Origin of the sequence: Pectobacterium atrosepticum (assembly GCF_000740965.1) — a bacterium.
GTDB classification, from domain to species: Bacteria; Pseudomonadota; Gammaproteobacteria; order Enterobacterales; family Enterobacteriaceae; genus Pectobacterium; species Pectobacterium atrosepticum.
Window position 1 is genome coordinate 3,004,345 of the sequence record NZ_CP009125.1, and the last position, 21,059, is coordinate 3,025,403.

Sequence of the window (21,059 nt, forward strand, 5' to 3'; positions counted from 1 at the left end):
ACGTCCCTGTACGCTCGGATTGCGCAGATATGAATCTCATCCCTGAGATTCACCCTTTCAGGGCCGTCGCAAGCGACGTTCAAAAGTGTTCTTGACGCTTTTGTCCATGGCGCAAACGCTTTACTCTTCTATTCCATTACCACCGTTTTCATTCTGTGAATACTGTTTCAGTTACCTGATGCCTGATGATTATATATCAGGCATTCACCGTACTGATTACTTGTGCTCAGCCAGATTCAGCCAGGTTTGCACCACGGTGTCTGGGTTGAGTGACAGGCTATCGATACCCTGTTCCATCAGCCAGATCGCGAAATCTTCATGGTCTGATGGGCCCTGCCCGCAAATACCGACGTATTTACCCTGCTTCTTAGCGGCTTTAATCGCCATCGACAGCAGCGCTTTCACCGCATCGTTGCGTTCGTCAAACAGCGCTGATACCACACCGGAGTCGCGATCCAGACCCAGCGCCAGCTGCGTCATGTCGTTTGAACCGATGGAGAAGCCATCAAAGTGTTGCAGGAATTCATCAGCCAACAGCGCGTTGGACGGAATTTCACACATCATGATGATTTTCAGGCCATCCTCGCCACGGCGCAGCCCCTGATTCGCCAGCTCAGCAATGACCGCTTCCGCTTGCGCCACGGTACGAACGAACGGGATCATGATTTCTACATTCTTCAGACCCATCACGTTGCGCACGCGTTTAACCGCTTCACATTCCAGCGCAAAACAGGCTTTGAAGTCTGGTGATACATAGCGACCTGCACCACGGAAGCCCAGCATCGGGTTTTCCTCTTTCGGCTCATAGCGCTCGCCGCCGACCAGATTGGCGTATTCGTTCGATTTAAAATCGGACAGACGGACGATGACGCGCTTCGGCGAGAATGCCGCTGCCAGCGTCGCAATTCCTTCCGTCAGACGACCCACGTAGAATTCCACCGGATCGTCATAACCCTGCATCAGCGTTTTAATCTCGCGTTGCAATTCTGGGGCCTGCTGGTCGAATTCCAACAGCGCACGCGGGTGCACGCCAATCATACGGTTGATGATGAATTCCAGACGCGCCAGACCGACGCCATCGTTCGGCAGGCAGGCAAAATCAAACGCACGATCAGGGTTGCCTACGTTCATCATGATTTTCAGCGGCAATGCGGGCATTTCGTCAATCTGTGAACTCTTCACGGAGAAGTCCAGCAGATCCTGATACACATAACCCGTGTCGCCTTCCGCACAGGACACGGTTACTTTCTGCCCCTTGCGCAAACGCTCGGTCGCATCGCCACAACCCACAACAGCCGGAATGCCCAGCTCGCGCGCGATAATCGCTGCGTGGCAGGTACGTCCGCCGCGATTGGTAACAATCGCAGCCGCTTTCTTCATGATCGGTTCCCAATCTGGATCGGTCATGTCGGTCACCAGCACATCACCCGCGTTGATCAGGTGCATCTCGCTGATGTCCTGAATCACTTTCACTTCGCCCGCACCGATGCGGTGGCCGATCGCACGGCCTTCCACCAGCACCGTACCGCTGGCAGGTAGATGATAACGCTCCATAACCTGACCGTTGGAACGTACCGTTTCCGGACGTGCCTGCACGATATAGAGTTTGCCAGTATGACCATCTTTCGCCCATTCGATGTCCATCGGGCGACCGTAGTGTTTCTCAATCAGCAGAGCCTGACGCGCCAGCGCCTGCACTTCATCATCCGTCAGGCTAAAACGCGCTGTTTGTTCTGCCGGTACATCTTCAATCCGCACTTGCTTGCCATGTTCCTGGCTCGCGGCATACACCATACGGATTTTTTTCGATCCCATATTACGGCGCACAATAGCAGGCTTGTTGCTCTGCAAGGTCGGCTTGTGAACATAGAACTCATCTGGGTTCACCGCCCCCTGCACCACCATTTCGCCCAAACCGTAAGCCGAAGTAATGAACACCACCTGATCAAAACCGGATTCGGTATCAATGGTAAACATCACGCCCGCCGAGGCCAGATCGGAGCGCACCATACGCTGTACACCTGCCGACAGCGCCACGCCACGGTGGTCATACCCCTGATGCACGCGATAGGAAATAGCGCGATCGTTGAACAGCGATGCAAATACGTGCTTCACCGCGACCATCACCGCATCAATGCCTTGCACGTTCAGGAAGGTTTCCTGTTGGCCAGCAAAAGACGCATCTGGCATATCTTCCGCGGTGGCGGAAGAACGCACGGCAAACGAGGCCTCTTTTTCGCCATCGGCCAGTTGCTGATAAGCATCACCGATCGCCTGCTCCAGTTCTGGCTGGAACGGCGTATCAATAATCCACTGGCGAATCTGCGCACCGGCGCGGGTCAATTGGCTCAGATCGTCAATATCGGTACGATCGAGCAGCTCATAAATGCGCTGGTTAATCCCGCTTTGATTAAGAAAATCATTAAACGCCTGCGCCGTTGTCGCAAAACCGTTGGGAACGGCTACACCTAAATCTGAAAGGTTGGTGATCATTTCACCCAGAGAGGCATTTTTGCCTCCCACCCTTTCAACGTCGTGCATACCGAGCTGGTTATACCAAAGGACATTACGCAAATCAGGGCCGTTATTGGACATCGAAAATAATCCTTTCTGCATACAATTAGGGTATGAAAGAGTTCGGTTGAGAATCGCCTCAACACAATCAGGTTAGCATAGCGTTTTGATGAACATGGACAGGTGAATCGATCAACCTATGAAAAAAAACTGATTTCATGGCGAATGATTGCTTAACGCGGTAAAAATCCAATATCGTAGAAGATTAGTATTCTTTATCATGAAGATAATGAAATGGCGTTTTAATAAAAGTGTTATTGAAACGCAATTTTTGACGAAGTTAACGTATTTGAGCTGTCGAAAATATCACCAGGGGGTTATGTGGAAAGAAGCGTATTTTATGTCTCGGACGGTACGGCTATTACGGCAGAAGTACTGGGCCATGCGGTGCTGTCTCAGTTCCCCGTGAACACAGTTAGCTATACCTTACCTTTCGTTGAAAGTGAAGTTCGCGCTAAAGCCGTGTGTGAACAAATCAATACGTTGTATCAGCAAACTGGTGTGCGGCCGCTGGTGTTTTACTCCATCGTGACACCGACCGTTCGTAATATTATTACCAGCAGCGACGGGTTTTGCCAGGATATCGTACAAGCGCTGGTTGCGCCTTTGCAGGAAGAATTGAATATCCCTCCTACGCCGGTTGCCAACCGCACTCACGGTTTGACAGCCAATAATCTGGGCAAATACGACGCCCGTATCGCGGCTATCGACTATACGCTGGCGCACGATGACGGCATCTCGCTGCGCAATCTCGATCAGGCTCAGGTTATTCTGCTGGGTGTGTCACGCTGTGGCAAAACACCGACCAGCCTGTATCTGGCGATGCAGTTCGGTATTCGCGCTGCCAACTACCCTTTCATTGCCGATGATATGGACAACCTGCGCCTACCGGATGCGCTGAAACCTTTCCAGCACAAGCTATTCGGGCTCACTATTGATGCCGAACGGCTAGCGGCAATTCGGGAAGAGCGACGAGGCAATAGTCGCTATGCTTCTCTGCGCCAGTGCCGTATGGAACTTAACGAAGTCGAAGCGCTGTTTCGCAAACATCAGATTAAATATCTCAATACCACCAATTATTCCGTCGAGGAAATCTCCGCCAAAATCATCGACATTCTCGGCATGAGTCGAAGGATGTACTAGTACATGGTGTATTTTTTTGTCCTGATGCGGTTGTAATGTGCGCCATTTCGTTTATTGTGTGCTCCATCACTTCCCGGCATTTCGCCGCTGCGAAGCAACCCTTTAGTTGAAAACATCGCTTGAAAACAGGGTCTGAAACACTTTCAGCTCAACGTTTTTTCGGCAAAGACAGGTTTTCGACTTGACCGTATTCAGAGACAAAACATGCTACAAACAGATGAACTGCGGAGCGCGCGCATCGAGAGTCTGGTTACGCCCCAAACGCTACTTGCCAGACTCCCGATTACCCCTGACGTTGCCGAAAATGTCACCTCCTCACGCAAGAAAATTGAAGCCATTCTCACCGGCCACGATCCCCGTTTACTCGTTGTGATTGGCCCATGCTCGATCCATGACACCGACAGCGCCTTGGACTATGCGCGCCGTCTGGCAGTGCTACGCACGCAGTATCAGGATCGACTGGAAATTGTCATGCGCACTTATTTTGAAAAACCGCGCACGGTGGTGGGTTGGAAGGGGCTTATCTCCGATCCTGCACTCAATGGCTCGTTTCAGGTGAACGAAGGGCTGGAGATTGCTCGTCGCCTGTTGCTGGACGTCAATCAACTTGGATTGCCGACCGCAACGGAATTCCTCGATATGGTCACCGGCCAATATATCGCCGATTTGATTAGCTGGGGCGCGATTGGTGCGAGAACCACCGAAAGCCAAATCCACCGTGAAATGGCCTCTGCGCTATCCTGCCCTGTCGGTTTCAAAAACGGGACGGATGGCAATACACGCATCGCCGTCGATGCGATCCGTGCCGCACGCGCTCAGCACATGTTTCTCTCGCCGGATAAACAAGGTTTCATGTCGGTTTACAAAACGCAGGGCAACCCGTTTGGCCACATTATTATGCGCGGCGGGAAAAAGCCGAACTATCACGCGGAAGATATTGCCGCTGCCTGTGCGCATCTCAGCGAGTTTTCTCTGCCCGAACATCTGGTGATCGATTTCAGTCATGCCAACTGTCAGAAACAGCACCGTCGCCAGCTCGATGTTGCCGATGATATCTGCCAGCAAATTCGCGCTGGTTCACGCGCCATCGCGGGGATCATGGCGGAAAGTTTCTTAATCGAAGGGAGTCAGCCGGCCATCAACCCGCTGGCGCTAACGTATGGGCAATCCATTACCGATCCTTGCTTAAGCTGGCAGGACACCGAAACGCTGCTGGCACGTCTGGCAAGCGCTGTCGATAGCCGATTCTAGGCCTAATCACTCCCCAGTGGTTCACCGCCACTGGGGAGATTTAGAGTATGTCATTCGTTCCGACGATTTCGCGACGTAATAACCTTCCCTCCCTCTTTTATCTAATGAATAATATGGTGATATTAGTTTTCACGCTTATTTTTTCGCAGAAAAATAACGTGCGGACGTAGTGTCCCCCGGGCAACTATAAGTTGACCATATAAAACCACCGAGTAAAGTTATTAATAGAATCCAGAATAGGATTCATTATTTATATTTATCCATGCACGACAAGGCTATTCTTATTTCTGTACAGCAGCCTACTGGTGATATGGCATGGCTGTTTTCACTCAGCCAAATTATAATTATTGAATATGTGGTTTACTTACTATGACGATACTAACTACTCGAATTACGCTCAGCGCAATGCTGGCGGCAGGATTATCATTTTCAGCCGTTAATTACGCGGCAACAGATCATAATCAGCAAGATACACAGGCGATGGTAGCCGTTAATGATGGCGTTTCTGCGCATCCAGTGTGGTGGAAAGAAGCCGTATTCTATCAGGTTTATCCCCGATCATTTAAAGACAGTGACGGTGACGGGATTGGCGATCTGAAAGGGCTGACTGAAAAGCTCGATTATTTAAAAGCGCTCGGTATTAATGCCATCTGGATTAACCCCCATTATGATTCGCCGAATACCGATAATGGCTACGATATTCGTGATTATCGCAAGATAATGAAAGAATATGGCACAATGGATGACTTCGACCGACTCATTGCAGAAATGAAAAAGCGTGATATGCGATTAATGATAGATGTTGTCGTTAATCACACCAGCGATGAGCATGAATGGTTTGTTGAAAGTAAAAAATCAAAAGATAATCCTTATCGCGACTATTATATTTGGCGCGATGGCAAAGATGGCACACCACCTAATAATTATCCCTCCTTCTTCGGCGGTTCCGCCTGGCAGAAAGATAACGCAACACAGCAATATTATCTGCACTATTTTGGCGTACAGCAGCCCGATCTGAATTGGGATAATCCCAAAGTACGTGAAGAAGTGTACGACATGCTGCGTTTCTGGATTGATAAAGGGGTATCTGGGCTGCGTATGGATACCGTCGCAACCTTTTCCAAGAACCCGGCTTTCCCCGACCTGACGCCAAAGCAACTGCAAAACTTTGCCTACACCTACACGCAGGGCCCTAATCTGCATCGTTACATTCAGGAAATGCACCAAAAGGTGCTGACAAAATACGATGTCGTTTCCGCAGGTGAAATTTTCGGTGTACCGCTGGAGGAAGCGGCCCCGTTTATCGATCAGCGCCGTAAAGAGCTCGATATGGCCTTTTCATTCGATCTTATCCGTCTCGATCGCGCCGTAGAGGAAAGATGGCGGCGGAATGACTGGACGCTGTCCCAGTTCCGTCAGATCAACAATCGACTGGTTGATATGGCCGGGCAACATGGCTGGAATACCTTCTTCCTGAGCAACCATGACAACCCGCGTGCGGTATCACACTTCGGTGACGATCGCCCCGAGTGGCGCACCCGTTCCGCTAAAGCACTGGCGACGTTGGCGTTAACGCAGCGCGCAACTCCGTTTATTTATCAAGGAGACGAATTGGGCATGACCAACTACCCGTTTACGTCCTTGTCTGAATTTGATGACATTGAAGTTAAAGGCTTCTGGCAGGACTTTGTAGAGACAGGAAAAGTGAAACCTGATGTCTTCCTGGAAAACGTGAAACAAACCAGCCGCGATAACAGTCGCACACCGTTCCAATGGAGCAATACGGCACAGGCAGGCTTTACTACAGGTACTCCCTGGTTCCGTATTAACCCCAACTATAAGAACATCAATGCAGAGGAGCAAACGCAAAACCCAGACTCCATCTTCCATTTCTATCGTCAACTGATCGCATTACGGCATGCTACGCCAGCGTTCACGTACGGAACTTATCAGGATCTCGACCCGAATAATAACGAGGTACTTGCTTATACTCGTGAACTCAACCAGCAACGTTATCTGGTTGTGGTGAACTTTAAAGAGAAACCCGTGCATTACGTTCTGCCGAAAACACTTTCCATCAAACAGTCTTTACTTGAAAGCGGGCAAAAAGACAAAGTAGAACCAAACGCGACGACGCTTGAATTACAGCCGTGGCAATCTGGGATTTATCAGTTGAACTAATCGGTACGCCCGCACGTCGCACCCCGGCGAGCGGGCGAATTTACAGCGAAAGCTTATTACGCTGCATATAAAAGCTAACCTGATAATCATGTACGTTATAAATCATAATCGAAAAGTCGAGATACGCACCTTCAACCGACTGCGATAGAGAGGTCATTTGTAGCAACGGCGCGCCCTCGCTCACGCTCAATAAACGCGCCACCGACGCATCAGCCAAAATCGGCGAAAAAACCTCGTAGCAACCGGCAATCTCAATATGTTTTTCGTCCTCGATATAAGCGAATTTCGATCCCTGCAAATGTTTTACCGACAGTTCAGGAAAGGGAGCAACCGGTAAATAGCTGTCTTCCAACATACAGGATTTACCGTCCACGTAGCGAATACGTCGGGCAAAGTAGATCTTTTCATCTGTCCGAAGCCGCAGCTGTCGGGCAATCGCTGGCGGCGCGGGGATAATACGAAAATCCACGACGTCATTCGTCGTCGTACGACCAATCAAACGCATATGTTCGGCAAAACTGTTCAGCGCGTGACTCTCATGCTGGACATCTTTTTGCAGAATATAGGTTCCACTCCCGTGGCGGCGATCCAGTAACCCTTCCGCCACCAGCATTTCTAGCGCTTTACGCACGGTCATCCGCGAAACGGAGAATTCTTTCGCCAGATGTTTCTCCGCTGGCAACACCTCACCAACGCGAAATTCTGCGGAATTAATGCGTGAACGAATCTGTTCGGCAATAAATTTATAGATCACTTTTAGACCTCCCTTTCCTCTTTCCGATGCCATGAGATTCGCCTGACATCCTTAATTTTTATTTCCTAATCATAGTATTACGTTTCTCTCACCGCCAACGCTCTCCTGCAAAGAATAAACAGGTCTGCAAGACTGCCAAAAGCTATACCTCTTCCCGTGCGCCAACTTGTTGATTGAGCTCACAAATCATCGATACATGCCCTGTTTGTGTGAAGCAACCTGCTTATTCTCACTACAGAACGCGTTATCTAGACCAAAAAAATAAATTTCCCTACAAACATAAAAATGAAGGACACCATTATGCTCAGTCAAATTCAGCGGTTTGGTGGCGCAATGTTCACACCCGTGCTGCTATTTCCTTTTGCCGGTATCGTCGTCGGGTTGGCGATCATGCTGTCGAATCCCATACTTGTCGGTGAGTTAGCCAACCCGGACAGTCTATTTTTCCAGATAGTTTATGTGATTGAAGAAGGTGGATGGACCATCTTTCGCAATATGCCACTGATTTTTGCTTTCTGTCTGCCGATTGGATTGGCAAATCACTCGCCTGCCAGAGCATGTCTTGCAGCACTGGTTTCTTACCTGACCTTTAATTATCTAATTCAAGCAATGGCAACCCAATGGGGCAGCTATTTCAATATTGATTTCAGCGCTGAGATCGGCGGCATCAGTGGATTAACGACGATCGCAGGCATCAAAACGCTGGATACCAGCATTATTGGCGCTATCGCCATCTCCGCCTTTATCACCGCGCTTCACAACCGTTATTACAATAAAACGCTGCCAGTTTATCTCGGCATATTTCAAGGCACTGCTTTTGTGGTGATCATCAGCTTTCTGCTGATGCTTCCAGCCGCCTGGTTGACCTTACTTGTCTGGCCTAAAATCCAGATGGGAATCGCGTCCCTTCAGGGATTGCTGCTGGCATCAGGCGCTGCCGGAGTCTGGGTATACACGTTTCTGGAACGCATTTTAATCCCCACCGGACTGCATCATTTCGTTTACGGACCGTTTATCTATGGTCCAGTCGCAGTAGAAGGCGGTATTCAGGTTAACTGGATCGCCAATATTCAGGCTTTCAGTCAGTCCACACTGCCATTGAAGACGCTTTTTCCCGTTGGTGGATTCGCGCTGTTTGGCAACGCTAAGATTTTTGGTGCCATCGGCATCGCCGCAGCCATGTACGCCACAGCCAGCCCTGAAAACAAAAGCAAAGTTGCAGGCTTGCTGATCCCTGCCGTACTTACCTCCGTGCTGGTTGGTATCACCGAACCACTTGAGTTCACTTTCTTGTTCATCGCCCCTGTCCTGTTCGCGATCCATGCTGTGCTGGCCGCCACGATGGCCACCGTGATGTATATGCTGGGCGTAGTCGGCAATATGGGCGGCGGGCTGATTGAAATCGCCACGCAAAACTGGCTCCCCATGTTCCACCATCACGCCATGAATATGGTCATCCAAATTAGCGTCGGCATCCTGTTCTCTTTTCTCTATTTCCTGATTTTCCGCGCCGTGATTTTGCGTTTCAACATCAAAACACCGGGACGGGAAGACAGCGAAATTCGCCTCTACTCAAAAGCGGATCTTGCTGGAAAAACCACGCCTCAACACATGACACAACACGCAGCACAACAGGACGAAGCCAAAGCGTATCTGACCGCGTTGGGCGGAGCAGAAAACATAGCCAGTCTCACCAACTGCGCAACCCGTTTACGCATCACGCTGGCAGACCCAACGCTAATGCAGCCCGATGACGTATTCCGCCAGCTCGGCGCACACGGCGTCGTCCGCAACAGTCACGCCATTCAGATTATCGTCGGCCTGTCGGTTCCTCAGGTACGCGATCGTCTGGAAAATCTCATGCACAACACACATCCTATGGAGATTTAACCATGAAAAAGTTTTCAATTTTGATCGCAGGCGGCGGCAGTACCTTTACCCCCGGCATTGTTCTCATGCTGCTGCAAAATCAGGATCGTTTTCCAATCGGTACGCTGAAATTTTATGACAACGACAGCGCGCGTCAGGAAATCGTCGCCGAAGCCTGCAAAATTTTGCTGCGAGAGCAGGCACCTGAAATCAAATTCAGCTATACCACCGATCCACAAACCGCATTTACCGACGTGGACTTTGTGATGGCACACATTCGCGTCGGTAAGTACCCCATGCGCGAACTGGATGAAAAAATTCCACTGCGTCACGGCGTGGTTGGGCAAGAAACCTGTGGCCCAGGCGGGATTGCCTACGGTATGCGCTCTATTGGCGGCGTGCTTGAACTGGTGGATTACATGGAGCAGTACTCACCACAGGCGTGGATGCTAAATTACTCCAACCCAGCGGCAATCGTGGCAGAGGCGACCCGCAAGCTACGTCCTAATGCAAAAATACTTAATATCTGTGATATGCCAATCGGCATAGAAGGCAGAATGGCAGACATTCTTGGCCTGAAATCGCGCAAAGAGATGACGGTACGCTACTACGGACTGAATCACTTCGGCTGGTGGACATCGATTCAGGATAAAGACGGTAACGAGTTACTGCCAGCTATCCGCGAACACGTTGCACAACATGGTTATATTCCACTGACGGTTGAGAACCATAACGAAGCAAGCTGGAACGACACGTTTGCCAAAGCGAAAGATGTCTGCGCACTCGATCCGCAGACGCTACCCAATACTTACCTGAAATATTATTTCTTCCCCGATTATGTCGTGGCGCATGCCAACCCTGACTATACGCGAGCCAATGAAGTGATGGCCGGACGGGAAAAACAGGTGTTTGGCGCCTGCCGTGCCATCACTGAAGCGAAATCGGGTGCGGCTGGCGATCTCGAAATCGATGAACACGCGTCTTATATTGTTGATCTGGCACGCGCTATCGCATTTAACACGCGAGAAAGAATGCTATTGATTGTTGAGAACAACGGCGCGATACGTAACTTTGACCCTAGCGCGATGGTGGAAATTCCGTGTCTCGTTGGCAGCCACGGGCCTGAGCCGCTGCAAATAGGCGACATTCCTACATTCCAAAAAGGATTAATGAGCCAGCAGGTTGCCGTCGAAAAATTGGTGGTTGAAGCCTGGGAAGAGGGATCGTATCAAAAACTGTGGCAAGCGCTGACATTGTCCAAAACGGTTCCTAGCGCAAGCGTCGCCAAAGCCATTTTGGACGATCTGATTGATGCCAACCGCGATTTCTGGCCTGAATTACACTAACAGGAAACGACTTCCCGCCCCTTCTTATTGCGAAGGGGCTTTCTCCTGTCACTTTTCCCGTTATCGCGCAGCACGTAAATTCCTCTCTCAATTTCCCTTATTCCACTTATTAAGAAAACTTCACTTGAGGTTGCGTTTTTGTTACATGAAAATGATTCTCATTCATTGCTATAATCTCTACGACAACGATTAAGGGAACGAACGAGATGCAGACGTCCATTTACCAACAGTACCTTCAGGCTAAAGTTGAACACCCGCGTAAATACGCACGCGATCTGGCTACACTACTCAACATCAGTGAAGCGGAATTGACTCATGCCCGCGTCGGACATGATGCGCAGCGCCTGCAGGGTGACGCCAAAGTTTGGTTAAGTGCGCTGGAGCAGGTTGGTAATACCAAGTCGATCACACGCAACGAGTACGCCGTGCATGAGCATACCGGTTACTACCAAAACCAGACGCTTGATGGACATGCCGGTCTTATCCTCAACCCGCGCGAGTTGGATCTGCGTTTGTTCCTTTCTCAATGGGCATCCGCCTTTGCGCTGCGTGAAAATACCGCACGCGGTGAGCGCCAGAGCATTCAGTTTTTCGATCATCAGGGTGATGCCATTCTGAAGGTCTACACGACCGACACCACGGACATGGCCGCCTGGCAGCTATTCGTTGAGAAATTTACTAGCAGCGAAAACCCAGCGTTGACACGTCGTCCAGCGAGTAACACCGCCGTGGAACAGCCGGTTGCCCATAATCCTCAGTTTGAAGCAGACTGGCGTGCGATGACGGATGTGCATGATTTCTTCATTCTGCTCAGACGCTATAACCTGACGCGTCAGCAGGCGTTTAACTCGGTCGCTGACGATTTGGCCTACCGTGTAGAAAACGATGCGCTGTCACAGATTCTGTTTGCCGCACGTGAAGATCAGAACGAGATCATGGTGTTTGTCGGCAACCGTGGCTGTGTGCAAATCTTCACCGGTACGCTTGAGCGTGTCGAGCGCATGGAGCAACACGCCGAATGGATTAATATCTTTAATAAAGATTTCACCCTGCATCTGATCGAAGGCGCGATCGCTGAAAGTTGGATCACGCGTAAACCGACAGCCGACGGCATCGTGACCAGCCTGGAACTCTATGCCGCAGATGGCTCTCAAATTGCACAACTCTTTGGGCAACGTACCGAAGGAACGCCGGAACAACAGCAATGGCGCAACCAGATCGATGCCCTGAAACTGCGTAAGGATCTTGCTGCATGAAAAACTGGTTATTCCCCCTGTTATTGACACTTCCTCTCGGGGTGTCCGCTGCCGAGCGTGTCGTTTCTATCGGTGGCGACGTTACCGAAATCATCTATGCGCTGGGCGCAGAGAAAAATTTAGTTGCACGCGACAGCACCAGTCTGCACCCAGAAGCCGTGAAAAAGCTGCCTGATGTGGGCTACATGCGTCAGCTCAACACCGAAGGCATTCTGGCAATGAAACCTTCTCTGGTTGTCGCCAGCGATCTGTCCCAGCCATCGCTTATCTTGCAGCAGGTTGCGGACAGCGGCACCAAAGTGGTTCATGTAACCGCCGAGCCATCGCTGGATGCCGTGCCGAAGAAAATCGGGGCCATCGCGCAGACGCTAGGAAAAGACGCAGAAGGTAAAAAACTGACAGAAACCTATCAGCAGCAGTTGGCGGCAGTCAAAACGTCACCGCTGCCGGTTAACGTGCTGTTCGTTCTCAGCCACGGCGGTATGACCGCGATGGCGGCAGGAAAAAATACCCCAGCGGACACAATTATCCGCCATGTCGGGTTGAAGAATGCCATGCAGAACGTTGAACGCTACCAGCCGCTGTCGCAGGAAGGCGTGATTGCCAGCGCACCGGATCTAATTCTGATTTCCAGCCAGGGACTGAAAATGCTGGGTGGTGAAGCACAAGTCTGGAAATTACCCGGTCTGGAACTGACGCCTGCGGGTAAGCACAAGCGTCTGTTGGTGGTCGATGACATGGCGATGCTCGGCTTTACGCTCGAAACCCCAGCGCTGATGGCTACGCTGCGTCAGACAGCCGAAGCGATAAAATGACGTCACGGTTTCACCCGCGATTTTGGTTGATCGCACTGCTGTTACTGATGGTGGCACTGATGGTCGGTGCCGCCAACATGGGTGCGCTGAGCCTGTCGCTAAAAATGTTATGGCAGACCCCCTTTGACGATCCAATCTGGCATATTTGGCTGAATATCCGCGTTCCCCGCGTGCTACTGGCGATACTCGTCGGTGGGGCATTGGCCTGTTCCGGCGCGATTATGCAAGGGCTGTTTCGTAATCCGCTGGCCGACCCCGGCCTGCTGGGTATCAGCAGCGGTGCCGCCCTCTGCGTAGCGCTGACCATCGTGCTACCGCTCGGCCTGCCTCCGCTGTTGGCGCTTTACGGTCCGATGTTCGCCGCCTTTGCGGGTAGTCTGGCGATTACCGCTATCATCTTCATCCTCAGCCGTTCCGAACAGGGTGGGTTAACGCGGCTATTACTGGCAGGTATCGCGCTCAATGCGTTGTGTATTGCCTTCATCGGCGTCTTGACCTACCTCAGTACCGACCAGCAGTTGCGCCAGTTTTCACTGTGGGGCATGGGGAGTCTCGGGCAGGCGCAGTGGCCAATGCTGCTTGTTGCCAGCACGCTGACAATCCCTGCGATGATCGCTACATTGTACTATGCACGTCGCCTGAATCTGTTGCAGCTAGGGGATGAAGAAGCGCACTACCTCGGTGTTAACGTGAAGCGCACCAAATACACGCTACTGTTGCTGAGTTCGCTGCTGGTTGGCGTGGCGGTTGCGGTCAGCGGCGTGATCGGGTTTATCGGGCTTATCATCCCACACCTGATGCGTATGCATCTGGGTGCCGATCATCGCTGGCTCCTTCCGGGATCTATCCTGGGCGGTGCCTGTCTGCTGCTGTTTGCCGATACGCTGGCACGCACATTACTTTCTCCGGCAGAAATGCCCGTTGGGTTATTAAGCAGCCTGATTGGCGGCCCCTATTTCTTATGGCTGATCGTTCAGCATAAAGGACGCGGCAATGACTGACTCAGCGCTCGACCGGACGTTAGTCGCCCGCCATCTGCGCTTTCAGACCAACGGGCGTTATCTGACCGATGATGTCTCTCTGGAACTGAATTGTGGGGAAATCGTGGCGATTATTGGTCCTAACGGCGCGGGAAAATCGACCCTGCTCCGTTTACTGACCGGTTATTTGACGCCCGATGACGGTGAATGCCTGTTAGCCGGACAACCCTTTTCGCACTGGCAGCCCAGTGCATTGGCAAAAACGCGTGCGGTGATGCGCCAGCATAGCGGCATGGCGTTTGCGTTTAGCGTGCAGGATGTCGTTGCGATGGGGCGCTCCCCTCATGGGCGCTACCCGAAAAACGATGACGTTGTTCAACAAGTCATGGCGCAAACGGGCTGTCTGGAACTGGCGACGCGCGACTATCGTCATCTTTCTGGCGGAGAGCAGCAGCGGGTGCAGCTGGCCCGTGTGCTGGCACAGCTGTGGCATCCCGAACCGACGCCAGGCTGGTTATTTCTCGATGAACCAACCTCGGCGCTGGATCTGTACCATCAGCAACACCTCTTGCGGCTGCTCAAGCAACTCACGCGTGAACAGCCGCTAGCCGTATGCTGTGTCCTGCACGATCTGAATCTGGCGGCGCTGTATGCCGACCGCATTCTACTACTGCACGAAGGCAAACTGGTCGCACAAGGCTCGCCTGCGGACGTACTACAGGCAGAGACGCTGGCTCACTGGTATCGTGCCGATCTTAGCGTGGGTTCGCATCCTGACTACGCCATCCCACAGGTTTATCTGCGTCAATAGTTTGCCCCCCTGCTCCGGCTTAGCTGGAGCAGGATATCTCCAGATGCTTACCCCAGTCTGGCGGTAACGCCGCCAAATCGTGGCTATCCGGCTGCTCGTCAAACGGCCGACACAGCGCCTGATGCAGACGTGCCAGCGCGCTAGTATCGTCACTTTCCGCCCGTTCAATCGCCATTTGCGCCAGATAATTACGCAGAATATATTTTGGATTCGTCGCATTCATCAGACGACGGCGTTCCTCATCGTCCTGATCTTCCTGCATCAACCTCTGGCGGTAGGTAGCAAACCAGCTATCGAATGCCGCTCTATCAATGAATTCATCACGGAGCGGCGAGCGCGATGCCTGCTTCTCGCTGTCCGCTAACAGCCGGAACGTGCGGGTGTAATCGCTGCCTTCTTTCTGCATCAGGCGCAATAGCCCGACCAGCACGTCATTATCGTCGGGGCTCGCGGTAAATAAGCCCAGCTTGGCGCGCATCAGCGTGCCATAGTGCTGCATCAGCGCCGGTTCATAGCGAGCAAGCGCACGCTCCAGCGTGTCGGTATCCATCAATCCCGACAGCGCCTGCCCCAAACGATGTAGATTCCACAGCCCAACTGCAGGCTGGTTGTCAAACGCGTAGCGCCCGCGATGGTCAGAGTGATTGCAAATGAAGTCCGGCTGATAGGCATCTAAAAAACCATAAGGGCCGTAGTCGATAGTCAGCCCCAGAATCGACATGTTGTCCGTGTTCATGACACCGTGCGAAAATCCGACCGCCTGCCAGTGTGTAATCAGCCGAGCGGTACGTTCTACCACATCGCCAAACCACAGTTCATAACGACGTTCGTCGTTTTCCCACTGTGGCCAGTGACGAGCAATCACATACTCCACCAACTGACGCACTTTTTCCGGCTCACGACGATAGTAGAAGTGTTCAAAATGACCAAAGCGCACATGGCTTTCCGCCACGCGCAGCAGCATTGCGCCCTTTTCTTCTTGCTCACGCTGCACTGGATGTTGGCTGGTGACAATCGTCAGCGCCCGCGTAGTGGGAATCCCCAGATGATGCATCGCTTCCGAGGCCAGAAATTCGCGTATTGCCGAACGTAACACGGCACGACCATCCCCCATGCGCGAATACGGTGTTAGCCCCGCACCTTTCAGGTGCCAGTCCATGCTGCGGCCATCCGCCAGCTGTTGTTCCCCTAGCAGGATGCCACGCCCGTCACCCAGTTGGCCGGCCCACGAGCCAAACTGATGACCGCTGTACACCTGCGCCAGCGGCTCCATTCCCGGCAGTAAACGCGTACCGCTCCAGACGTCATCCTGTTCTGGCGTAAACCAGTCGGAAGACAGGCCAAGTTCTGAGGCCAATCCCTCACTGTGATAAAGCAGACGAGCGCCATGCAGCGGCGTCGGCTGTAGCGCGGTATAGAACCCTGGCAATTGATGAAAATAGTGGTTTTTGAATAACGGTGTTTGCTGCATCTTGTCTCCCTAATACCACCCTGCTCAGGTGAAGAGAGCCACACGCTCACCACACAACGACTAACGGGTATGCAGAAAGTGTAGAGGGATGGCAACGAAATTAACACGGAGGAAATACAGGGATATTATTTTCACAACGCATATTCAGGAAGAACATCGTTGCCAAAAGCGGTGAATCTATTGCATTAGCCGATCAGCGCCGTACGCTGCTCAAGTCGTTCGAAATGTACCGCTGGCCACATCCGTCCTTGGACGGCATCAATGTTCAACGGCTTTATTTTATTCAAAATCGCCAGGGTATCGATCTCCTTAGCGACGATACTAATCCCTGAATAGCTGTTTTTAATCGTCCGTAATAACGGCTCCATCATCAGCGTATTGGTCGGCCGCGATAAAAGTTGCCCGATAAACTGACGATCCAGCTTCACGCCGCGCACTAACCCATCGTGTAAAGGTTTAAGCGTGGTTTTTCCAGAACCAAAATTATCCAGCCATAAAGGAACGGATTGGCTCAAATTAAGCAGTGCTGCGTTTTCTTTTCCCTGCGATAGCTGTGGGAAAAGCTCATTAATTTCCAATAAAACAAAATTGAGGTGTTTGATTTCGCCGCGCAGTACGTCGGATTTAATTAACATCTCTGTTATCTGACGCCCTACCTTGAGTACCAGTTGAATGTGGTTATCGATAAACCATGCCGATTTTTCTTTGATAAAAAGAAGCTGTTCATGAATAAAATCATGTTGTTGTCGCGGGCTTAACTGCATAAGGAGAATATCGGCGGGCATGCTCAACTTACCCGCAAGACCATTAAAATGGCTTATCATTTCAACGGCAAGCAGTGTTCCATCCAACCTGAATATCGGCCAAAAAACGTAGTCACTGGTGTAATCAACAGCAAGATGGATGCGCATGATCTTGTACTACACAGAATAAATAATAATCACATTAAGTTATTATCATAGACGAATCTATAGCACTTACTCGTACTAAGCACGAAAAGCACTCTTCTGCCATAACGCCAGTTTATTCAGAGTCCGGCTTCGCTTAGAGTTGCGTCCACTTTACGTGGGTAAGATCATGATTCGGTTGCCCTCAGAACGAGGGCAACCGGAAAGCAGGGTTTAAATCACCATATTCAGCAGCAGACAGCCAATCAGGCCACACACCGCAATAATGGTTTCCAACGCAGACCAGGACTTCATGGTTTCGACAATAGTCAGGTTGAAATACTCTTTAAACAGCCAGAAACCCGGATCGTTCACGTGAGAGAAAATCACGCTGCCGGAACCCACAGCCAGCACCATCAGCTCAGGACTCACCCCAGTGATGGTCAGCAACGGCGCAACAATCCCGCCTGCGGTCATAGCCGCAACGGTCGCTGAACCCAGAGCCAGACGCAATGCCGCAGCAATCGCCCATCCCATCAGTAACGGCGACAGCGTACTGCCCGCCATCAGCGTTTCGATATACTTCGCAACGCCACCGTCCACCAGAATTTGTTTGAATGCACCGCCACCACCGATAACCATCAACATCATGGCGATGATCTTGATGGAATCGCTAACGGTATCCATTACCTGATCCATGCTACGACCGCGATTAAGCCCGAAGGTAAAGATCGCCACGATAACGGAAATCAGGGTCGCCATAACCGGGTCGCCCAAAAACTCCGCGTAACCCAGCACTGGGTGGCCTTTTTGCAGCGTCATTTCTGCCACTGCACGGCCCGTCATCAGAATAACCGGAATCAGGGTAGTGAATACGCTGATACCAAAGCTCGGCATCTCATGGTCGGCAAACACTTTTGGATTGTGCAATCCAGCAGGAATAGGTTTATCGATACTTTTCAGGAAACGCGCATAGACCGGCCCCGCCAAAATCACAGTAGGGATAGCAATCAGGGTTCCGTAAAGCAGGGTTTTACCCATATCGGCTTTGAACAGAATAGCGATAGCGGTCGGGCCCGGATGCGGAGGCAACAGCGCATGGGTTACCGATAACGCGGCAGCCATCGGCACACCGATAAACAGCAATGGAATTTGCGCCGCAGCTGCAATGGTAAACACCAGCGGCAGCAACAACACAAAGCCAACTTCATAAAACAGCGCAAAACCGACAGTAAAACCGGTTAAGACCACTGCCCACTGGATACGGTCCTTACCAAATTTATCGATAAGCGTTGTCGCAATACGCTGGGCGCCGCCGCAATCTGCCAGCAGTTTGCCCAACATGGCGCCAAACCCCATGATCAGGGCCAGGCTGCCCAGCGTGCCGCCAACCCCATTTTTGATAGAAGTGATCACGCCATTGACGTTAAATCCCCCCTGAGTGGTGTAACCCAACGCCAAGCCGACGGCCAGCGACACCAGAATCAATGAAATGAACCCGTTCAATTTACAACGGATCATCAGCAGCAGCAGCAGGGCAACCCCAATTGCTACGATGATTAATGGCATAATAATTCTCCGATATAGGAATCGTACAGATGCTGTCGCTATTCTAGTCAGATCTATAAAAGCTACGTTGACTTCAAGATAGCGTTCTTTTTGTTACCGGGTAGCGCTTGCTACCGAGCTTTGGGGGCCAAAGCCTGACATGCCGGAGTTGTACTTCACGCCCTCTATTATGCCATCGGTAATTTGTGATTTTTGTCACACCCCTACTTGTTACCGGTATCATGATACCGGTAACGTGATAAAATGCGAAACTACCAAGTAAGCTTAAATATTCATTTTGAGATAGAGATCAAACTATGGCTGGACAAAGCATCATCATCATGGGCGTATCTGGGTGTGGTAAATCCAGTGTGGGAGCCGCCATCGCGAACGCGCTGGGCGCTAAATTCATCGATGGCGACGATCTGCACCCGCGAGCCAACATTCAAAAAATGGCCAGCGGCCAGCCACTAGATGATAACGATCGTGCGCCGTGGCTTGAGCGTCTCAACGATGCCGCCTACAGCCTGCGCCACAAGAACGAAGTGGGCCTGATCGTCTGCTCTTCGTTAAAACGCCGTTACCGCGATCGCCTGCGTCAGGACAATCCAGAAATGCTGTTCCTTTATATGAAAGGCAGCTTTGACGTCATTCTGGAACGCCTCAAGGCACGCGCTGGGCATTTCATGCCAACCGATCTGCTCAAAAGCCAATTCGAGGCGTTGGAAGAACCGGCCGCTAATGAAACTGACGTGGTCAGTATCGACATCGATGGCGACTTTGATGAAGTGGTTGCGCGTGGCCTGGCAGCATTGCGCAACGCGGGTGTTGTATCTCGCCGCTAAGGGTTCAAATACTGCCGCCGTGCAGGATAGTGAAGCCCAAGTCCAATCGTTGCGGGGTAACAACCTCCCCGCGTAACCGGGCCAGCAGCCTCTCTGCCGCCACCTGCCCCATTACTTCACGCGGCGTCAACACGCTGGCCAGTTTAGGTTCCATCGACTGGCCAATATCGTGTCCGTGAAAGCCGGCGATCGCCATTTGATCGGGGATGTGCAACCCTTGCCGTTGGCACTCGAAGGCGGCACCAATGGCGATATCATCGTTGGTGCAAAACAGGCTGTCGGTTTCCGGATAACGCTCGAGCGCTTCTTTCATCAGTTCGCCGCCCAGGCTGTAAGACGAGGGACGATCGGTACTGACATCACGCGGCATCAGCCCGGCCTCACGCATCGCCTGTTCATACCCCTGCATTTTAATCAGAGTACGTTCATCCAAACGCGAGCCGAGATAAACAGGAAAACGGTGTCCACGCGCCAGCAGTACCTGAGTCATCTGGTAGGCAGCTTCAAAATTGTTAAAACCCACGGCCAGATCGATACAGGGAGACTCGCTGTCCATGATTTCAATCACTGGAATGCCGGCCACTTCAATCATCTTGCGCGTGCGTTCCGTGTGCGAACGCTCAGAAAGGATCAGTCCATCGATGTTGTAGGAAAGCAGTGACGTCAAGCGCATCTCTTCACGCTCGGCGTGGTAGCCATAGTGCGCCAGCATCGTCTGGTAGCCATGCGCATCCGTCACGCGCTCAATGCCACGCAATACTTCAGCAAACACCTGATTGGTCAATGAAGGAAGCAGAACGCCAATCGCTCGGCTAGTGGCATTCGATAAAATCTCTGGTGCCCGGTTGGGTATGTACCCCAATTCATCCAGCGCAGCGGCAATCCTGTCGCGTAGCGTCGCCGATACCTTCTGCGGATCGCGTAGATAGCGGCTAATGGTCATTTTAGTGACGCCTACACAGTTGGCCACATCTTGTAAACCTGGTCTTTTCTTCTTCATTTTCAATCAATTGAAATATTGTTGGCCGGTACTCTAGTGTAACAAAGAAAACCAACGCTGTCTGTGAGCGAGGGTGACACGATGGCAACCCGTTCACTACCCGAACCAACATAACAATTAAATGATTAATAATGACAAAACAACCCTGCCCTTCCCCTTATTTTTCATTGAAAAAACGTCATAATTCCGAGCACATTGACATCCATAAAAAATATTCAACGCGGCGCTTTGGGAAAAAAAATTCCGCGACACATTAGTTAACTTCTATTTTTCATTCTTTAACTTTAAATAATATAGCCCCATAAAAACGACATTAAAAACCCAAACT

16 protein-coding genes are annotated in these 21,059 nt (G+C 51.3%); 10 read left to right on the forward strand and 6 right to left on the reverse strand.

Annotation, left to right across the window (positions count from 1 at the left end):
- Nucleotides 1-216: 216 nt before the first annotated feature.
- Nucleotides 217-2,595, reverse strand: a complete 2,379-nt coding sequence (gene ppsA, locus GZ59_RS13240) for a phosphoenolpyruvate synthase (protein WP_011093424.1) — start codon at nucleotides 2,593-2,595, stop codon at nucleotides 217-219.
- A gap of 300 nt (nucleotides 2,596-2,895) precedes the next feature.
- Here ppsA and ppsR point away from each other — a divergent pair, with 300 nt between their 5' ends.
- From ppsR to GZ59_RS13255, 3 genes are all read left to right on the forward strand, one after another.
- The gene (gene ppsR / locus GZ59_RS13245) at nucleotides 2,896-3,717 is read left to right on the forward strand and encodes a posphoenolpyruvate synthetase regulatory kinase/phosphorylase PpsR (RefSeq protein WP_011093423.1); all 822 of its coding nucleotides are present in this window, start codon (nucleotides 2,896-2,898) and stop codon (nucleotides 3,715-3,717) included.
- Nucleotides 3,718-3,921: 204 nt separating this feature from the next.
- Entirely contained in the window at nucleotides 3,922-4,968 is a 1,047-nt protein-coding gene (locus GZ59_RS13250) for a 3-deoxy-7-phosphoheptulonate synthase (protein ID WP_039292381.1), read from the forward strand.
- A gap of 480 nt (nucleotides 4,969-5,448) precedes the next feature.
- Nucleotides 5,449-7,149, forward strand: coding sequence for a glycoside hydrolase family 13 protein (locus GZ59_RS13255; protein WP_226302298.1), 1,701 nt, complete (start codon nucleotides 5,449-5,451; stop codon nucleotides 7,147-7,149).
- A gap of 40 nt (nucleotides 7,150-7,189) precedes the next feature.
- On the opposite strand, the gene GZ59_RS13260 is transcribed toward GZ59_RS13255, so the two are convergent.
- Nucleotides 7,190-7,903 (reverse strand): GntR family transcriptional regulator, encoded by a 714-nt coding sequence (locus GZ59_RS13260; RefSeq protein ID WP_039292384.1) that lies wholly within the window; start codon nucleotides 7,901-7,903, stop codon nucleotides 7,190-7,192.
- A gap of 300 nt (nucleotides 7,904-8,203) precedes the next feature.
- On the opposite strand from GZ59_RS13260, the gene GZ59_RS13265 reads away from it, so the two are divergent.
- The 6 genes from GZ59_RS13265 to GZ59_RS13290 all read left to right on the forward strand — a co-directional run bounded on the left by GZ59_RS13265 (nucleotide 8,204) and on the right by GZ59_RS13290 (nucleotide 14,980).
- Nucleotides 8,204-9,793, forward strand: coding sequence for an alpha-glucoside-specific PTS transporter subunit IIBC (locus tag GZ59_RS13265; protein ID WP_039292385.1), 1,590 nt, complete (start codon nucleotides 8,204-8,206; stop codon nucleotides 9,791-9,793).
- A gap of 2 nt (nucleotides 9,794-9,795) precedes the next feature.
- Nucleotides 9,796-11,118, forward strand: a complete 1,323-nt coding sequence (locus tag GZ59_RS13270; RefSeq protein WP_039292387.1) for a 6-phospho-alpha-glucosidase — start codon at nucleotides 9,796-9,798, stop codon at nucleotides 11,116-11,118.
- Nucleotides 11,119-11,324: 206 nt separating this feature from the next.
- Nucleotides 11,325-12,374, forward strand: a complete 1,050-nt coding sequence (locus GZ59_RS13275; RefSeq protein WP_011093417.1) for a hemin-degrading factor — start codon at nucleotides 11,325-11,327, stop codon at nucleotides 12,372-12,374.
- Nucleotides 12,371-13,189 (forward strand): heme/hemin ABC transporter substrate-binding protein, encoded by an 819-nt coding sequence (locus GZ59_RS13280; protein ID WP_011093416.1) that lies wholly within the window; start codon nucleotides 12,371-12,373, stop codon nucleotides 13,187-13,189. Before GZ59_RS13275 ends, GZ59_RS13280 begins: the two co-directional genes overlap by 4 nt.
- Nucleotides 13,186-14,190 (forward strand): FecCD family ABC transporter permease, encoded by a 1,005-nt coding sequence (locus GZ59_RS13285; RefSeq protein WP_011093415.1) that lies wholly within the window; start codon nucleotides 13,186-13,188, stop codon nucleotides 14,188-14,190. The genes GZ59_RS13280 and GZ59_RS13285 overlap by 4 nt, the downstream gene beginning before the upstream one ends.
- Nucleotides 14,183-14,980 carry a heme ABC transporter ATP-binding protein gene (locus tag GZ59_RS13290; protein ID WP_011093414.1) on the forward strand — a complete coding sequence of 266 codons (798 nt, stop codon included), beginning with the start codon at nucleotides 14,183-14,185 and terminating at the stop codon, nucleotides 14,978-14,980. The genes GZ59_RS13285 and GZ59_RS13290 overlap by 8 nt, the downstream gene beginning before the upstream one ends.
- A gap of 19 nt (nucleotides 14,981-14,999) precedes the next feature.
- Here GZ59_RS13290 and GZ59_RS13295 read toward each other — a convergent pair whose 3' ends face one another.
- From GZ59_RS13295 to gntT, 3 genes are all read right to left on the reverse strand, one after another.
- Complete coding sequence (locus tag GZ59_RS13295; protein WP_011093413.1) at nucleotides 15,000-16,451, reverse strand: protein adenylyltransferase SelO; 1,452 nt, start codon at nucleotides 16,449-16,451, stop codon at nucleotides 15,000-15,002.
- Between the two features lie 185 nt (nucleotides 16,452-16,636).
- Entirely contained in the window at nucleotides 16,637-17,362 is a 726-nt protein-coding gene (locus GZ59_RS13300) for an EAL domain-containing protein (RefSeq protein ID WP_039292392.1), read from the reverse strand.
- Nucleotides 17,363-17,572: 210 nt separating this feature from the next.
- Nucleotides 17,573-18,907: a gluconate transporter gene (gene gntT / locus GZ59_RS13305; protein WP_011093411.1), complete on the reverse strand. Its 1,335-nt coding sequence runs from the start codon at nucleotides 18,905-18,907 to the stop codon at nucleotides 17,573-17,575.
- A 296-nt stretch (nucleotides 18,908-19,203) separates the two neighbouring features.
- On the opposite strand from gntT, the gene GZ59_RS13310 reads away from it, so the two are divergent.
- Nucleotides 19,204-19,731, forward strand: coding sequence for a gluconokinase (locus tag GZ59_RS13310; RefSeq protein ID WP_011093410.1), 528 nt, complete (start codon nucleotides 19,204-19,206; stop codon nucleotides 19,729-19,731).
- Nucleotides 19,732-19,735: 4 nt separating this feature from the next.
- Here the strand turns inward: GZ59_RS13310 and gntR are convergent, their stop codons facing one another.
- On the reverse strand, nucleotides 19,736-20,731 hold the full coding sequence (gntR, locus tag GZ59_RS13315; RefSeq protein ID WP_039292397.1) for a gluconate operon transcriptional repressor GntR: 996 nt from the start codon (nucleotides 20,729-20,731) through the stop codon (nucleotides 19,736-19,738).
- Nucleotides 20,732-21,059: the final 328 nt, after the last annotated feature.